The following is a 2,069-nucleotide window of genomic DNA, read 5'->3' on the forward strand; positions in this document are numbered from 1 at the left end:
CTTTGGTCGCTAAGGCCCAAACCGCAAAAAATCCAACGGACTTAGTTCAGGCCTTGTGTAAACTAGCTTCATCAACTTCCGAGGCAGCGTAAAAGTTGTAAAGTGCTGTTTATAGCTGTCTAACATTGCATCTCTTTTCAAGATTCCGCGAACGATTTCGCCAGAAGGCATAGATAACTCTGCTTCAATATTCATAGGGATAAACTTAGTTATAGCAGAGAACATTTTATTCACGTTTGTTGCTTCTTGCTTTTCTATGTTGAATAATTGCCGATTCTTGGCCATGAAAGGAACTATGTCGACACATGCATTGAAATCACGTATAGAAAGTTGACCATGAATATGGACAAGGGCTCCTTGTGCCTTTTCGGGTAAATTATCATAGATAGGCAGGTCTAAGATGTTAATTAACTCAATGATACTATGGTCATGCGGGTCAATATTTTGCTCTTGCAGATAATCACTCAGCTTTTTACTTTCTTTGTTGAAACTAGCTATCTTAATGCTGCCTTTTATAGAACGAGAAGAACCCTGGGAAGCGTGGTTTTGTAATTTAACGCCTCGCAGGGTTCCATTGGTGATTTGGGCTAGATATGAATCAATTCGGTAGGTATCCTTATATAAAATGTCCATTAAGGGGATTTTTCTTTCGGTATCCATACCGTTTTCTTGGTCAAATGATCCCATTTATGCCACTCCTTTTTTGACTTAGAAATCGCCTCATTTACTTCATGGCTATCATCAATGATGGCAGTTTCTACGTCATGATATTTTTTTTTGAAGTCAAAAAGATTTTTGAGCATAGCAACCACCTCCTTGGCTTCATTATACAACGAAATCCCTGTATAACTCCAATATTAATTTGTCAAGTAACAAAGTATATATATCAGCAATGGCGAAAACGGATTATTTAGTTATTTGATGATTACAGATTTGCTTTATCGCTTTTCTTTTGTTTGATTCCAGAGAAAATGTAGAAAATAGCGAAAATAATGAACAGGCCGCCCCAAATAGACAAGTCTTTATAGACATCCGAATTGGCGACCCCTAACAGACCCGGACAGGCCATAAACAACGCCTGCGACGATGGAGCCCGTTGCGTTTTTGCGGCAGACGATAGCGATGATGCCGGCGATGACGACCATAAAGGCTACGACTAAGCCGACACTGCCACCAGCATCAGAGCTGGCATTGACGGAATTAACGAATCCTGCGGCACAGGACTGGAAAAGAATGATGAAAAACAAAATGAATGAAACAATACCAATGATTAAACGAGCATTTTTCAATTTACTCACTCCTTCATCCGTTCCGCCATATTGCTGATTTTCAAATAGGTAATTGTAGGAAGTTACTTGAGGTTGCTCTGCATTTTACTATCTACAGCACCATCTTTAAAAGATATCTGCAAGAAGCCACCCTTTGGGTTATGCCAATGGAATATCTTTTGATCGCTGTTGAATAGTTTAGTTTCTGAAGAAAGACAGCCATCAAATCCCAAAATTCCTTTTACATCATCATGGGACATGCCGGTTTGGATTTGGTTAAACTTATCCATCGTGACTTCCTTGCCTTTAGGAGCTTTGGATGTTGTACCGATTATTTGCTTAGACTTTAAAACACCATTTTGGAAATGCAAAGATACATTGATACCCTTTGGGCCGTCCCATTTATATGATTCGGATTTCAGATTACCTGTATCTGAAGATTGAGTTTGTTGCCCATCACTGCCCATAATGGCTTTAGCTTCATCATAAGAGATACCCATTTGGATGCTCACGAATTTATTGTAGTATTCTTGAGCTTCAGAAGCCTTCTGTTCTTGCTTAGGCTGATTATTGCCAGATCCGGAAGTGTTGTTACTCCCACATCCGCCAACAGAAACGGCGGCTAACATGGCACAAAGGGAAGCGGCTACTAGCATTGATTTTTTCATACAATCAGTCCTTTCTAAAATATTCAGCAGTTTACAACTTTTTGAACAAATAAATATCGCGTAACCACACTTTGAAGTATAATGAATCTGCTAAAACACACCATCTCAAAGGAGTTACGCGATGAATTCATTA

At 39.3% G+C, this 2,069-nt stretch carries 4 protein-coding genes; all 4 read right to left on the reverse strand.

Features of this window, described 5'->3' with window-relative positions:
• Positions 1-9: 9 nt before the first annotated feature.
• Positions 10-687, reverse strand: coding sequence for a hypothetical protein (locus ACFCTO_RS12065; protein WP_499876963.1), 678 nt, complete (start codon positions 685-687; stop codon positions 10-12).
• A complete protein-coding gene (locus ACFCTO_RS12070) occupies positions 633-803 on the reverse strand; it encodes a hypothetical protein (RefSeq protein ID WP_155266571.1) in 171 nt (56 codons plus the stop codon). Before ACFCTO_RS12070 ends, ACFCTO_RS12065 begins: the two co-directional genes overlap by 55 nt.
• A gap of 219 nt (positions 804-1,022) precedes the next feature.
• Positions 1,023-1,289, reverse strand: a complete 267-nt coding sequence (locus ACFCTO_RS12075; protein WP_499876964.1) for a hypothetical protein — start codon at positions 1,287-1,289, stop codon at positions 1,023-1,025.
• Between the two features lie 62 nt (positions 1,290-1,351).
• Positions 1,352-1,936: a DUF3862 domain-containing protein gene (locus ACFCTO_RS12080; protein WP_499876965.1), complete on the reverse strand. Its 585-nt coding sequence runs from the start codon at positions 1,934-1,936 to the stop codon at positions 1,352-1,354.
• Positions 1,937-2,069: the final 133 nt, after the last annotated feature.

Source organism: Megasphaera indica, from assembly GCF_046614755.1.
GTDB lineage: Bacteria > Bacillota > Negativicutes > Veillonellales > Megasphaeraceae > Megasphaera > Megasphaera intestinihominis.